Annotated in this window: 10 protein-coding genes, 6 tRNA genes and 1 rRNA gene; all 17 read left to right on the forward strand. The window is 35.5% G+C overall.

Annotated elements, in window-relative coordinates:
- The first annotated feature begins 20 nt into the window (after positions 1–20).
- Positions 21–109: transfer RNA gene (locus DES36_RS04535), tRNA-Leu, on the forward strand.
- A gap of 104 nt (positions 110–213) precedes the next feature.
- Positions 214–290, forward strand: a tRNA-Met gene (locus tag DES36_RS04540).
- An 8-nt stretch (positions 291–298) separates the two neighbouring features.
- Positions 299–375 (forward strand) — tRNA-Met (locus DES36_RS04545).
- 16 nt (positions 376–391) lie between these two features.
- A tRNA-Glu gene (locus DES36_RS04550) sits at positions 392–466 on the forward strand.
- Positions 467–788: 322 nt separating this feature from the next.
- Positions 789–864 (forward strand) — tRNA-Val (locus DES36_RS04555).
- A gap of 112 nt (positions 865–976) precedes the next feature.
- Positions 977–1,052 (forward strand) — tRNA-Val (locus tag DES36_RS04560).
- A 345-nt stretch (positions 1,053–1,397) separates the two neighbouring features.
- Entirely contained in the window at positions 1,398–3,755 is a 2,358-nt protein-coding gene (gene spoIIE, locus DES36_RS04565; protein ID WP_113920040.1) for a stage II sporulation protein E, read from the forward strand.
- A gap of 189 nt (positions 3,756–3,944) precedes the next feature.
- Positions 3,945–5,336 carry a tRNA lysidine(34) synthetase TilS gene (gene tilS, locus DES36_RS04570; RefSeq protein WP_113920041.1) on the forward strand — a complete coding sequence of 464 codons (1,392 nt, stop codon included), beginning with the start codon at positions 3,945–3,947 and terminating at the stop codon, positions 5,334–5,336.
- 1 nt (position 5,337) lies between these two features.
- Entirely contained in the window at positions 5,338–5,877 is a 540-nt protein-coding gene (gene hpt / locus DES36_RS04575) for a hypoxanthine phosphoribosyltransferase (RefSeq protein ID WP_113920042.1), read from the forward strand.
- Between the two features lie 285 nt (positions 5,878–6,162).
- Positions 6,163–7,965, forward strand: coding sequence for an ATP-dependent zinc metalloprotease FtsH (gene ftsH, locus DES36_RS04580; RefSeq protein ID WP_423230748.1), 1,803 nt, complete (start codon positions 6,163–6,165; stop codon positions 7,963–7,965).
- A gap of 198 nt (positions 7,966–8,163) precedes the next feature.
- Positions 8,164–8,742, forward strand: coding sequence for an ECF transporter S component (locus DES36_RS04585; RefSeq protein WP_113920043.1), 579 nt, complete (start codon positions 8,164–8,166; stop codon positions 8,740–8,742).
- Positions 8,743–8,774: 32 nt separating this feature from the next.
- Positions 8,775–9,542: a type III pantothenate kinase gene (locus DES36_RS04590; protein WP_113920044.1), complete on the forward strand. Its 768-nt coding sequence runs from the start codon at positions 8,775–8,777 to the stop codon at positions 9,540–9,542.
- A 270-nt stretch (positions 9,543–9,812) separates the two neighbouring features.
- Entirely contained in the window at positions 9,813–10,769 is a 957-nt protein-coding gene (gene dusB / locus DES36_RS04595) for a tRNA dihydrouridine synthase DusB (RefSeq protein WP_113920045.1), read from the forward strand.
- Between the two features lie 57 nt (positions 10,770–10,826).
- The gene (locus DES36_RS04600; protein ID WP_113920046.1) at positions 10,827–11,720 is read left to right on the forward strand and encodes a hypothetical protein; all 894 of its coding nucleotides are present in this window, start codon (positions 10,827–10,829) and stop codon (positions 11,718–11,720) included.
- Positions 11,721–11,765: 45 nt separating this feature from the next.
- Complete coding sequence (gene greA / locus DES36_RS04605) at positions 11,766–12,248, forward strand: transcription elongation factor GreA (protein WP_170128173.1); 483 nt, start codon at positions 11,766–11,768, stop codon at positions 12,246–12,248.
- 15 nt (positions 12,249–12,263) lie between these two features.
- A complete protein-coding gene (lysS, locus tag DES36_RS04610; protein ID WP_113920048.1) occupies positions 12,264–13,742 on the forward strand; it encodes a lysine--tRNA ligase in 1,479 nt (492 codons plus the stop codon).
- Positions 13,743–14,385: 643 nt separating this feature from the next.
- Positions 14,386–14,458 (forward strand): 16S ribosomal RNA (locus DES36_RS04620); the annotation flags it as partial.

A 14,458-nucleotide genomic window follows, 5' to 3' on the forward strand; every position in this document is an offset into this window, starting at 1 on the left:
TTTTTGTCCCTTGTGGACAAGCCGAAGTGGCGGAACTGGCAGACGCACAGGACTTAAAATCCTGCGGTCCTTAAAGACCGTACCGGTTCGATTCCGGTCTTCGGCACCAATTAAGTTGTAAGTTATAAGATCTACGTTGTAAGTAAAAGCATTATAATCACCAAAGGTGATTTAAATACTTAGAACATAAAACATAGAACTTAGAACTAATAGCGCGGGATGGAGCAGCTTGGTAGCTCGTCGGGCTCATAACCCGGAGGTCGTAGGTTCGAATCCTGCTCCCGCAACCAAATAATATGGCGGCGTAGCTCAGTTGGCTAGAGCACACGGTTCATACCCGTGGTGTCAGCGGTTCAAATCCGTTCGCCGCTACCATTAATAAATAAATAGTGGCCCTATGGTCAAGCGGTTAAGACATCGCCCTTTCACGGCGGTATCCCGGGTTCGATTCCCGGTGGGGTCACCATATAACAATGAACAGTGAAAAATAAATAATGAACAATGTACGATAAAGGCTAGCACCAGGGAATCGAACCCTGAGAGGGTTTCGGAACGGTGCGAAGCAATTCAATATGCTAAATGCATATTGAATAGTGAAGAAATCTCTGAGTGAGCCAAGCGAACGAAGAGGGTAGACGCGAAGCGGATACTTCCCGGTGGGGTCACCATATAATAATGAACAATGAACAATGAATAATGAACAATGTTTAAATAGAGTCATAAGTTTAATAGTCACCATAGGTGACTTAATTACTTAGAACTTGCAACATAGAACATACAACTAATATGGTCGCATAGCTCAGCTGGGAGAGCACCTGCCTTACAAGCAGGGGGTCATAGGTTCGAGCCCTATTGCGACCACCATTTAATAATGAACAGTGAAAAATGAATGATGAACAATGAAAAGTTTTAAAACAACAGTCCCGTAGGTGACTTAATTACTTAGAACTTAAAACGTAGAACATACAACTAATATGGTCGCATAGCTCAGCTGGGAGAGCACCTGCCTTACAAGCAGGGGGTCATAGGTTCGAGCCCTATTGCGACCACCAAACTTAATAATAAGCAATGAATAGTTAACTTCTAGTTTATACTTTTGTATAGGTTAGAAGTTTTTTTATTATATAGATGGGCGGTTGGACGGGAAAACTTTAATAGTGGAAGGTGAAAGGTGGAAGGTGGAAGGTGGAAAACTCGCCTATAGGCGAGGTAAAGACCCAAGCTCCTGCAGTAGTCATCCTGGAGCCCAGCGAAGGATCTAAGACCTAAAAGGAATACCCGAGTACGCTGGCTGCTGGTCGCTGATTGCTATTTTTATTCCGCATTTTTTTACAAAATTCCTATATAGCCTTTGTTATAATCGTAAGTAATTTACTACTATAATAGGGGGAGAGGGTATGGCCTCTAATTTTCAGACAAGCGTACAAAAGAAGAGTATAAAAAAGGGATATCAATTCCTTGAAGATAATAATCGTTTTTTTTCAGTAAAAGATTTGTTTATATTAGTATGTGGCTTTATTTTGAGCAGAGGGTATTTTACAAGCTATCTAATGCCATTTGGATATTCTTTATATTGCTACATTTTATATTATGATAAGAAAAAATGGTGGCTAGGAAGTTGTTTAATACTAGGGATTTTAACCACTGGTGAATATGGAGTATTGATTAAGAATCTTTTGGTTTATGGGCTTATGACTATTGCTTATTTTAAATTGTTCAAGCATATTACAAGAAAGTGGCAGCTTGCTGTCTTGATGAGCATAAGCATTATTATTGTAGGTTTGCTCATGAATTCATTTCAAGCTAATTACCTATTTGATACAGTGCTTGTTTTTGTTGAGAGCTTATTATCTTTGTCTCTATTTTACATATACAATGTAGCTATAAGTCTATTTATAAATCGTAATCGAAAAATATACTCTAATCAAGAAATTGTATGTTTAGGTATATTTGTATCTGTATTGATACTAGGATTAAACAATATTGAGTATTTTGGCATATCTATACCCACAGTTTTAACAGTATTTCTAATTCTGCTCTTTAGTTTGCGTATAGGGATAAGCGTATCAGCGCCATTAGGTATGATACTAGGTCTTGTGCAAAATTTAAGTACAAACTCTAATCCTTTGCTTATTGTGATTTACGGTCTATGCGGTATTGTATCGGGGGTTTTTCGAGATGGAGGAAAAGTAATGGTTATTACAGGCTTTATAGTCAGTAATGCCATGATGGCTTTTTATTTAAATGGCTCAACGGAAGTCTTTGTCCACCTACAAGAGATTATTATTGCTTCTGTAATTATTTTGATTATTCCTAAAGCTCTATGGGATAAGGTTCATTTTTTCAATTTTGACAAAGTAAATGAATCTTATCAATCCTTCTGCAAAGAGAGAATTAATGAGAACTTGCGAACTAGGCTAAATAAATACTCGATATTATTAAAACAAATGGGGACAAGCTTTTTTAATCCAGAATATGAAAATATGGAAGTGTATCACAAAGTTTTTGATAAAATCACAAATTGTGTCTGCAAAGAATGCTATCTAGCTCAAAAATGTTGGAAGACGAATGGAGAAAACACTTATAAGATGTTTTTAGAAGTAGCTCAAATACTTGAAGAAGAGCCTGTAGATTATTCTTCTAAAGTATTTGAAGAATTAAGCACAATGTGCATTTGTGATGAAGATTTGCTAGAACAATTTAAATTTCAAGTTCAATTTATAAATGCAGAAAAGGAAATGATTCATCGAATTAGTCAAAATAATCTCTTTGTATCCAATCAATTGGAATTTGCAGGGGAGTTGATTCAGGATATGAAAAACAGCTTAAATGATAAATGGCTAATCAAATCCGATGAAGAAAGAAATGTCTTTGTAGAATTAGATAAAAATGATATAAGCGTAGAAAAGCTGTATGTAATTCAAGAAGCAAATGAAAGGTATAAGGTGACCATTGCCAGTAATAAAAGATTGCAAGAAGCCATATCAAAAGACAAAATTCCGCGAATGCTATCAGATGTCCTAGATGTAAAAATCGGTTTGGATAATGAGATGTTTTCATCAGAATATGGGGGACACTTATATATTTACCGTGAATTGTCAGAATATAGAATCAGTACAGGTCTTGTCTCTTACTCAAGTGTAGCTGGAGAAAAATCAGGAGATATTTTCTCCGATAAGACTTTAGAAAATGGTAATCGAGTTCTTGCACTATGTGATGGTATGGGAATAGGCGATAACGCTTATGAGGAAAGCGATACCACTATGAATTTACTAGAGAAGTTTATGGAAGCAGGAATAGACAAGACTGTTATGATTAAAAATATCAACTCTGTACTTATGCTTCGCAATGAAAAAGAAACTTTTTCAACTTTAGACTATGTACTCTTTGATACCTTTACGGGAGTAGCAGAATTTAATAAGATTGGTGCAGCTATTACATTAATAATACAAGATGGAAAAGTAAAGCTGTTAAGGGGTCAATCCTTGCCTGTAGGTATTTTAGACGAAATCGCTATAGAATCTATTACTCTTTCCTTAGGTGAAGGTGATTTGATTGTCATGATGACAGATGGCATATTTGAATGTTGCAATAATACAGAAGCGGTGGAAGAATGGATTACAAATGCTGTAAAAAACATCTCGTCTAACAACCCACAGAAGATAGCAGACAAAATATTTACTCAATTCAAGGCCATTTGCCCTAATCCAAAAGATGATATTACCATATTAGTTGGTAGGGTTTGGAAAGTATAGTTAGCAAGTCATCCTAGCCCTAGTCCTAGCTTAGATATAGAGATTCTAAATATAATTGTTTATGAAGCTTTATAAATTATCTATATGCTAGTGGCTAGTGGCTTTATTTTTTTCGATTTATTGTTTTATCTTGAAACAATAATCCAAAACATATACAATAAGCCTATGTTTACGTGAAGTGGTGATGGAATGGAAGAAAAGGTTTTAAATTTTGTCAATGAGAACAAATTGTTAGATGTTGGGGATCGGATCCTTATAGGTGTATCAGGGGGACCTGATTCTATTGCTTTATTTCATTTTTTATACTCAATCCGTGAGAATTTTGGCTTAGAGATTGCTGTTTGTCATTTAAACCATATGATCCGTGGAAAAGAAGCAAATGAAGATGAAAAATTTGTTCGGGATTTATGTGAAAAAAACAAGATAGCATTTTATAGTAAAAGATGTGAGGTAGAAAGGTTAGCCAAAGAAAGAAAGATTACCGTTGAAGAAGCAGGTCGAGAAGAACGCTATAAATTTTTTTATTATTTAAAGCAGAAGTTGGGTATAGATAAGATAGCTTTAGCACATCACCTCGATGACAATGTAGAGACCATACTTATGAGATTTCTTCGTGGTACAGGAGTGAAGGGTCTAAGAGGAATTGTTCCAATGAGAGAAGATAGGGTTATAAGGCCATTTTTGTCCGTTCAAAAGAGAGAGATACTAGAGTATTGTAAAATTCATAAACTTTCTACCAAACTAGATAAAACGAATTTAGAAGCAAAATATCATCGAAATAAACTGAGATTAGAAGTGATTCCCTACTTAGAAAAATTTAACCCTAATTTTGCTCAAGGAGTAAGCCAATTAGGTAATATTTCTACAGAATACTATGATTTTGTTCAGAAATGTGCAAAAGCAGAAGTAAAACGAATTACTATTGATGGAAAAATAGATATTAAAAAGTTTAATGATCTTCATATATGTTTAAAGAGGGAAGTATTAATAGAAGTACTACGAAAAACGAATAAGAAAATCTCATTAGAATACCATCATATTGATCTTGTTCTCAATAAATTAAAAGATAAACATAATACTGTCTGGGGTTTGGATTTGCCCAATAGAATAAAAGTAATCCGCCAGTATGACTATTTATTTGCTGAAATTCATAGAAATAGAAGGGAAATAAATTCTTTTTGCTACGAATTGACGCCGGGTAAGGTATTATTATTATCTAAATTACATTGCTGTTGTAGTATGGATATTATGAGCATGGATGTATACAGAAATCTTAATCCTAAGCCTTTTGGAGCTGTTTTTGATTATGATAAAATTTTGGAGCAAGGCAAACACCTTCTTCTTAGAAGTAGAAAAGAAGGGGATCGTATTGAACCTATGGGGATGCAAGGTACAAAGAAAGTAAAAGATATTTTCATTGATAAGAAAATTCCTGCTGAAAGACGCTGGGAAATTCCTTTGCTTTGCGTCGACAATAATGTAATATGGATAGTGGGTTATCACAAAAGCAGAAGATTTAAATTAAATGAAGATACTCAAAATGTATTAATCGTATCTTTTGACTATTATGAGGAGGCATAAAATGAATAAGGACATAAAAAAGATATTAATAGGTGAAGAAGAATTAAAGGAAAAAATAGTTGAATTAGGTAAAGCACTTACTATTGAGTACAAAGACAAGTTCCCACTAGTTATTTGCGTATTAAAGGGTGCTGTTCTATTTATGTCAGATTTAGTACAGAAAATTGATGCTTCTTTAGAGATGGATTTTATGGCTGTATCCAGCTATGGAGACTCAACAAAGACTTCTGGTCAGGTAAGAATTGTTAAAGACTTAGAAAAAAGTGTAGATGGAAGAGAAGTATTAATCGTAGAAGACATTGTTGACAGTGGCTTGACTTTAGCTTATCTCATTAAGCTATTACAAGAAAGAAATGCAAAGAGCATAAAAGTTTGTTCCTTATTAGAAAAACCAGAAAGACATATTGCTGATGTAAAAATTGATTATGTAGGATTTGTAGTACCAGATGAATTTGTAGTAGGTTATGGATTAGACTATGCTGAAAGATATCGAAATCTTCCTTATATAGGCGTTCTAAAAGAAGAAATATACAACGACTAACAGTTGCGCTTTATACTCGCTAGAGAAGTTTCGTTTTTCACCCTAGCTCCTGCCCAGTCATCCTGAGCGCAGCGAAGGATCCTGACCCAAAAGGAATACCTCAATGCTAGTGACTAATGACTAGCAGCTAAAGAGATAGCTATCTCGTGTAGTTGTATTTTCATGAAATATATGGTAAAATGACATTTTGGAAATCTTACAAAGATAATAAATCATATTGAATACATTATCTATCATAAGTTTATAGGCAAATAAATGTTTTGTTGACGAAAGGAGCGTGAGCCTTTGAATAAATATTTAAGGATGATAGGGTTTTATTTAGTAGTGCTTATTTTAATAGCAACTTTACTAACGAATATTAAACCTGGCCAGAACATTCCCACTACATTAACATATTCTGAATTATTATCTGGTATTGAAGATGAAAGCATAAGTGAGTTGACAGTAGATATTGATAAGTATATTGTTTCTGGCAAATTAAATGATGGCAAAGACTTTCAATCGATAGTTTTACCTAGCAGTTTTACTACTTTTCTAAATGACTATTTACAAGAAGGTGGTACAGTAAAAGCTGACTTTAAACAACCAGAGCAGGCACCATGGTGGTTTACCATATTACCATCTGTCTTTCTAATCATTATTATGGTTGTTTTCTTCTTAATGTTTACACAACAATCAGGAAGTGGCGGTGGAAAGGTTATGTCCTTTGGAAAGAGTAAGGCAAAACTTCACACTCCGTCGAAAAAATCAGTAACATTCAAAGATGTTGCTGGTGCAGATGAAGAAAAGGAAGAACTTGAAGAAGTTGTAGACTTTCTGAAGTCCCCTGCGCGATTTTTAGAATTAGGTGCCCGTATTCCCAAAGGTGTTCTCTTAGTGGGACCTCCTGGAACAGGTAAAACTTTGCTAGCACGAGCTGTAGCAGGTGAGGCAGGAGTGCCCTTTTTCAGTATTAGCGGTTCTGACTTCGTTGAAATGTTTGTAGGGGTAGGTGCTTCTAGAGTAAGGGATCTATTTGAAACAGCAAAGAAAAATTCTCCTTGTATTATTTTCATAGATGAAATTGATGCGGTAGGTCGTCAAAGAGGTGCAGGCCTTGGTGGAGGACATGATGAAAGAGAACAAACATTGAATCAACTTTTAGTAGAGATGGATGGTTTTGGAGATCATGAAGGCATTATCATGATAGCAGCTACGAACAGACCAGATATTCTGGATCCAGCTCTTTTAAGGCCAGGTCGATTTGACAGACAAATTGTAGTAGGAACGCCAGATGTTAAGGGCAGAGAAGAGATTTTGCGTGTTCACGTTAAAGATAAACCTTTAGCAGAAGATGTAGATTTAAGAGTTATTGCTAAAGGAACCCCAGGTTTTACAGGCGCAGATTTAGAGAATATTATGAATGAAGCCGCCTTACTAGCTGCAAGAAAAAGATTGACTAAAATCACTATGACAGAATTAGAAGAGGCCATAAAAAGGGTTATTGCAGGACCAGAAAAGAGAAGCCGAGTTATAACTGAAGAAGATAAAAAGATCACTGCAGTACACGAAGCAGGTCATGCTATCGTTATGAAAAATCTTCCTACATCTGACTCCGTCCATGAAATATCCATCATACCACGAGGAATGGCTGCTGGTTATACCATCTCTCTACCTGATGATGATAAGATGCATATGTCAAAGACGAAATTATTAGAGATCATTGTAGGGCTTCTTGGTGGTAGAGCAGCAGAAAAAATTGTTCTTGATGATATATGCACAGGTGCTAGTAACGACATTGAAAGGGCTACGGATTTAGCTAGAAAAATGGTCACTGAATACGGTATGAGTGATTACTTAGGACCAATGACCTTTGGTAGCAAACATAATGAAGTTTTTATAGGCAAGGATCTATCTAGAGGTAGAAACTACAGTGAAGAGGTTGCTGCTGCAATAGATAAAGAAATAAGAACGATAATCGCCGAATGTTACGATAGAGCTTTAGCAATATTAGAAGCAAATAAGGGTAAATTAGAGCTTATTACAAACAAACTGTTAGAGCAAGAGACGATTAATCGAGCAGAATTTGAAGAATTAATGAATATGTAATAGAATGACCATCCTTTCTAAAGGATGGTTATTTTTTCTATTATTGTAAAAACCAAAAGTTGGTAAGTGTTAGTATATTTGTCAGTAATTCATTTCTTTTTCCTAAAATAAAATCGTTGTCACAGGATTAATTATTTGTTATACTATCGTTAAAAATATGTCTTGTATCCGAAAGGAACGAGAACAGGAGGAAGAAAAATGAATAAGAAAAACGAGACGAGCAAGCTCACCTTTATGGGAGTTATGCTAGCACTAACCATTGTTTTTATTCTAACTTCAATGGTACCTAATCCCGCTTCAGCAAATATAGCGGTATTATTATTTTTGCCTACCATATTGACAGCAGTAATTTATGGATTTAAATCGGGGGCTATTATGGGTTTATGCGCAGGGACAGCCAGTTTGCTAAGAGCTCTCTTAATGCCAAACTCGCCATTAGATCCTTTTTTTATTAATCCATTGGTTTCGGTTATTCCTAGAATTTGCATTGGTTTAGTAGCAGCTTTTGTTTTTGCTTTATTACATAGGAAATTAAAAGTAAATAGAATCGTGAGTTCGTCTATTGCCGCTGGATTTGGCATGTTTACGAATACTCTTTTGGTAATAGGTTCATTATATTTACTTTATGGACAAGGTGTAACGGGAATACTAGGAGCAGGTTTTGTTGTAGCTTTAGGGGCTATCTTCTTATCTAACGGTCTGCTAGAGTTAACTGTTGCTGCAATCATTATACCAATTATATATAGTGCATACAGTCGTTATAATAAGATAAAATAGCGAGCACACTAGATTAAAGGAAGTGACATGAGGTGTTATTGGCAATTGATGTGGGGAATACTAATATAGAAATAGGAATTTTTGATGGGGACAAACTTGTAGGTACTTGGAGGATGATGACGAGAACTCCTAGAAGCTCTGATGAGTACGGCATAACAATGATTTCAATGCTTCGAAATGATAATATTGAAAGGCAGGATATCAATGGAGTTATAATCTCTTCCGTTGTACCAGGTATTATGTACTCACTCACAAATAGTATAAGAAAATACTTTAAAACAGAGCCTATAATAGTGGGACCAGGAACTAAAACGGGAATTTCCATTCAAACAGAGAATCCTAAAGAAGTTGGTGCTGATAAAATATGTGACATCGTAGGAGCTTATTATCAATATGGTGGTCCTGCAATTGTGATAGACTTTGGGACAGCTACTACTTTTGACTTTGTGACAAAAGATGGTGTGTTTAACGCTGCAGTAATCGCCCCAGGTATTCAGATTTCAGCAGATGCTTTGTGGAGTAAGGCTGCAAAATTACCTAATATTGAAATAATAAAACCAAAGAGCATACTAGGCAGAAACACTATTCATAGTATGCAGGCAGGCTTAGTATATGGATATATAGGGCTTGTAGAATACATCATAAAAAAAATGAAAGAAGAAACTGGTTGTCCAGATGCTAGAGTAATATCTACCGGTGGCTATGCAAAGATTATCATTCCAGAAACAAATGCAATTGATTTACACGATCCTGTACTCTCGCTAAGAGGTATTAAGGTTATTTACGATAAGAACAAGTGATGTAGCCACCAGCGGCCAGCTTTCAGCCTCCAGTAATAGGTATTCCTTTTGGGTCTTAAAACCCTTCGTCGCAAGCTCCTCAAGGATGACAAAAGCAGTAACTAGGGTCAAAGTGTGCTTTCAGCACATAAATGATCCGCGAAGCCATCCCTAGTAACTGCCCGTCATCCTTGAGCGCACGCGAAGGATCTTGACCTGTGAGGATTGACCCTAGAGCACTGATGGCTGTCAGCTGGTCGCTATTAGCTACACGTTGTGATGAGGTGAGACATGAAAATTGGAGACTTGGAATTAGACAATAAATATATACTCGCACCTATGGCAGGGGTAACAGACCTGCCTTTTAGATTATTATGCAAAGAACAAGGCTGTTCTCTTATGTACACTGAAATGATTAGTGCAAAAGGACTGTATTATGGGGATAAGAAGACAAGGTCTCTCATAGAAACTCTAGACGAAGAAAAGCCCATTGGCATTCAGATTTTTGGAAGTGATCCTAAGATTATGGCCAAAGTCGTCAAAGAGCAGATTAATGATATGAATTTCGCATTAGTTGATATTAATGCAGGTTGCCCTGCTCCAAAGATTGTAAAGAATGGGGATGGTTCTGCTCTAATGAAAAACCCAGAATTATTGGGAGAAATCGTATATGCAGTGGCAAAGGAATCTCGTATACCTGTAACAGTAAAAATTCGCTCAGGATGGGATGATGCCCACATTAATGCTGTAGAAGTGGCAAAGATTATTGAAGAAGCTGGGGCAAATGCTGTTACTGTTCACGGAAGGACAAGGGAGCAGTTCTACTCAGGAAAAAGCAATTGGGACATCATCAAGAGGGTAAAAGAACAGTTACAGATTCCTGTTATAGGTAATGGAGATGTAAAATCATATAAAAGTGCAATAAGTCTACTTGATTCGACAAAATGTGATGGTATAATGATTGGAAGGGGATCCCTAGGAAACCCTTGGATATTTTCCATGCTCATAAATCAATCGGAAAAGTGTCCAAAACCTCAAGAAAAAATCCAAACTGCAATTAGACATATGGAAATGCTACTTGAGATAAAACCTGAAAAAGTTGTTATGGGTGAAATTAGAAAACACATTGGATGGTATACAAAGGGACTACAGGGCTCAGCTGAAATTAGAAATCAAATCAATCAAACCTTGTCTAGTGTAGAAGTGAAAGATTTATTAATAAACTATATGAAACTCACAGAAATATAGAAATAATTTAATATTTCATAGAATATATATGATAATAAAAAACTGTGAGTGGATATTATGAAGAAATTTGGTTATATTATTAATCCTAAAGAGACGAGATTCTATCAGCTATCGGGGGGGTTCAATAGAATTAAATTGAATCTACCTATTATAAAAGATGAAGTCATGAAGGTATCCGAAATATTCGACAAGGATAATCATTATATAGGGGATGTATTATCTGTTCCCAATAATGTAAATTTCGCAGCTTTGCAGGAAAAGTTATTAAATTACATGACGAAAAATCATCTTGAATTTATCTGTTTAGGAGATGGTCTTAAAAATCAAAACACAAGTAAATTGCAACATCACAAATTAATAACAGGGATATATGGGATAGTTTATATTAGTACTTTGTTTATGCAAAAGTACCTAAAAGAGATTTTTGACTTGACTATATACGAAGCCGAGATCGTTATAGCGATCGATGAATACAGTCCTATTGTTAAAGAAATGATTGAATATATTAGTAGCCAAGGAAACTATATTTTTTTAACAGGAAAAAACTTAAAAAAGGATGAAGAGTTTTTAGATCGCATATATAGTCATCAAGGCATTAGTATAGGTTTTAATGAGGATTATACAAGTCTAAAGGTAAACTGGCATGTCTTTATTAATCTTAGTTCTAATATACAAATGAAAAAATTGAAGAATAAAGGTGAAAAGGGGATTGTAATAGACCCACTTTTTTTAATACATGAGAAACGCGATGAGTATAAGGTTGTCAGTGAACTTAGTATGTATTCAAATGATATTGTGTTTTTTAATAAGCTAAACATTATAAACAATGCATACTCACCTCAACTTATCGAAAGTTTGGTTCGTATTAAGAATCAGAACAATGAAGACAATATTTATGATCTCATAGAGCAAGAAATTGTAGAAAATGAATACACATTAATAGATGAATGATTTAATAAATGTATTACTATATTTTAAAATAGGAAAAGGGGCATAATGATGGCACAAAAGGAGTATATACTAACCTATGAGGGGTTAAAAAAATTAGAAGAAGAGTTAGACTATTTAAAAACCGTTAAAAGAAGAGAAATCGCAGAGCGTATAAAAGTAGCAAGAGAATTTGGCGATATTAGTGAAAATGCTGAATACGATGAAGCGAAGAATGAACAGGCTTTTACAGAAGGTAAAATTGCAGAGATTGAACATAAGCTAAAGATCGCTAAAGTTATAGATGATGAAGACATTGCTACAGATGTTGTAAGCATAGGTTCTTGTGTAAAGGTGAAAGATTTAGAATTTGATGATATAATAGATTTCTATATTGTAGGCTCGTCAGAAGCAAATCCAGCGGAAGATAAAATTTCTAATGAATCTCCAGTAGGTGCAGCTCTTATTGGTAAAGAAATTGGGGATAAAGTCGTAGTAGCAGTACCAGATGGAGACATTACTTTTGAGGTGCTAGAAATCAACAAGAAGTAAGAAGGAGGATTCAGTTTGTCACAAGATACAAATGAAAATTTAAGTGAAGTATTACAGGTTAGAAGAGATAAGTTAAGTGACTTGCAAGAAAAAGGAAAAGATCCTTTTCGCATTACAAAATACCATGTTGACAATAATTCGAAGAATATAGAAGATCATTTTGAAGAGTATGAAGAAAAGATGGTTTCAATAGCTGGTAGAGTTATGTCTAAAAGAGGACAAGGAAAAGTAAGTTTTTATGACTTACAAGATAGTGTAGGAAGAATCCAAATGTTTCTTAAGAAAGACACTCTAGGAGAAGAAGCTTATGCTGAAATCAAAACCCTAGACATTGGAGATATTGTAGGTGTGAAAGGGGAAGCTTTCAAGACAAAGACTGGTCAAATATCAATAAGAGTTAAAGAACTTACTCTCCTTACGAAGTCCTTACAAGTACTACCTGAAAAATTTCATGGATTAAAAGATCCTGATTTGAGATACCGACAAAGATATGTAGACTTAATCGTCAACAGAGAAGTAAAAGATGTGTTCGTAATGAAATCTCTAATTCAAAAGAATATACGAAACTTTTTAGATGATAGGGGATTCTTAGAGGTAGAGACACCTGTATTATCAAATCTAGCAGGAGGAGCATCTGCTAGGCCGTTTATGACTCATCATAATGCACTAGATATACCTATGTATTTGAGAATTGCTTTAGAATTGCCATTAAAGAGGTTAATTGTAGGCGGTTTTGATAAAGTATACGAGATGAGCAGAGTGTTTCGAAATGAAGGGATGGATGCAACCCATAATCCTGAATTTACAATGCTTGAAACATATGAGGCATATGCTAATTATGAAGATGTTATGAAAATGGTAGAGGAACTCTTTCATTACCTTGTGACAAAGCTATACAATAAAGACAGTGTAATTTATCAAGAAAGAGAAATCAGCTTAAAAGCTCCATTTAGAAGAGCTCGTATGGTAGATTTAGTAAAGGAACATACAGGTGTAGATTTTGATAGCATAGTAGATATTGAAGAAGCTTACAAAAAGGCTGATGATTTAAAACTAGAATACACTAAGAATGACAGGATAGGTGATTTGATTAATATTGCCTTTGAACAATACGTAGAGGAAAAGCTTATTCAACCTACCTTCGTAACCCATCATCCAATAGAAATATCACCATTGGCTAAAAAGGATTATTCAGATCCAAGATATACTGAGAGATTTGAACTTTTCATCAATGGGAAAGAATTTGCCAATGCATTCTCTGAATTAAATGATCCAATCGATCAAAAAGAGAGATTTGTTGCACAGGTAGAAAAGAAAAATAGCGGAGACGACGAAGCCCATCCATATGACGAAGACTTTATCAACGCCCTAGAAGTCGGACTACCTCCAACAGGAGGGTTAGGAATAGGGATAGACCGATTAATTATGCTCTTTACAGATCAAAGAAGCATTAGAGACGTCATTCTATTTCCAACGATGAAGCCGGGAGTGTAAAAAACAGGTGGTCAGGTGGTCAGGTGGTAAGGTGGTCAGGTAAAACGTTAGTGCGAAACGCAAATTTTAACTTGCGATAAGCAAGAGAAACTTTCACTTTTCACTTCTCATCTCTGACTTCGTAGTTCGTAGGGGACGACATCCTCGTCTTCCTGCATAAAGGCTCCCTAGGAGCCCTTTTTGTTGTCAGCCTGAGCGAAGAGAAGGAGCTTAGACCCTCAGAGCCCGACCTAAGAGATGTTTTTGCTGACCACCCGACCACCTGACCACCTAAAATTTCCATTTGACATTCCTCCCGGAACGTCATATAATAATAACTCCACGCAAGCAGTATCACAGTGGAACGTCAATCAAATGGAAATTTTAAAAAAGTCATTGACAAAAGGACGAAAGGTCCTTATAATAGTAAAAGTCGCCAGAAACGACGATAAATTACAAAAGTCGACAACGAAAAAGAAATTTAAAAAAGTAGTTGACAAAAGAAGCAAAATAAAGTAAGCTATAAAAGCTGACTCGAAAGAGACAAGCTGAGTATTGAACAAGGTATTTGAAAATAGAATAGTGCACACAAACCCAAGCAAATTAGTTGCGAGTCTTTAAGACAAGCAACATTAAAGTAATAAAATGTAACAAGCCAGCAATTTATTTAGAGAGTTTGATCCTGGCTCAGGACGAACGCTGGCGGCGTGCTTAACACATGCAAGTCGAGCGAGATT

The organism is Alkalibaculum bacchi, assembly GCF_003317055.1.
GTDB lineage: Bacteria > Bacillota > Clostridia > Eubacteriales > Alkalibacteraceae > Alkalibaculum > Alkalibaculum bacchi.

What these genes read in the sequence shown, in the direction of transcription:
- dusB (WP_113920045.1), top strand. Translation starts at nt 9,813, where the DNA reads ATGAAAATTGGAGACTTGGAATTAGACAATAAATATATACTCGCACCT.
- spoIIE (WP_113920040.1), top strand. Translation starts at nt 1,398, where the DNA reads ATGGCCTCTAATTTTCAGACAAGCGTACAAAAGAAGAGTATAAAAAAG.
- tilS (WP_113920041.1), top strand. Translation starts at nt 3,945, where the DNA reads ATGGAAGAAAAGGTTTTAAATTTTGTCAATGAGAACAAATTGTTAGAT.
- greA (WP_170128173.1), top strand. Translation starts at nt 11,766, where the DNA reads ATGATGGCACAAAAGGAGTATATACTAACCTATGAGGGGTTAAAAAAA.
- hpt (WP_113920042.1), top strand. Translation starts at nt 5,338, where the DNA reads ATGAATAAGGACATAAAAAAGATATTAATAGGTGAAGAAGAATTAAAG.
- DES36_RS04600 (WP_113920046.1), top strand. Translation starts at nt 10,827, where the DNA reads ATGAAGAAATTTGGTTATATTATTAATCCTAAAGAGACGAGATTCTAT.
- DES36_RS04585 (WP_113920043.1), top strand. Translation starts at nt 8,164, where the DNA reads ATGAATAAGAAAAACGAGACGAGCAAGCTCACCTTTATGGGAGTTATG.